The organism is Monashia sp. HAY1-2A (assembly GCF_056755315.1).
In genome coordinates this window covers 1-248 of the sequence record NZ_JBNDHY010000624.1, presented here as the reverse complement: position 1 = coordinate 248, position 248 = coordinate 1, and the positions used below count along the sequence as shown (strand labels likewise).

At 61.7% G+C, this 248-nt stretch carries 1 protein-coding gene; it reads left to right on the top strand.

Annotated features, from left to right (window positions below):
- Positions 1–248 (top strand): aldo/keto reductase (locus ACPYOM_RS23295; RefSeq protein ID WP_481347789.1); only part of this gene is annotated, 248 nt, incomplete at both ends.

The following is a 248-nucleotide window of genomic DNA, read 5'->3' as shown; positions in this document are numbered from 1 at the left end:
GGCATCCCCCGGGAAGAGCTCTTCGTGACCACCAAGCTTCGCAACGGTGAGCAAGGCGAAGCCTACGACGCCTTCCAGCGGAGCCGGGACGCCCTGGGCCTGGAGGTTGTTGACCTCTACCTGATCCACTGGCCGGTCCCGTCTCAGGGCCTCTTCACCAAGGCCTGGAAGGAAATGGAGAAGCTGTACCAGGACAAGCAGATCCGCGCCATCGGCATTTCCAACTTCCTGCCAGATCACGTGGACAC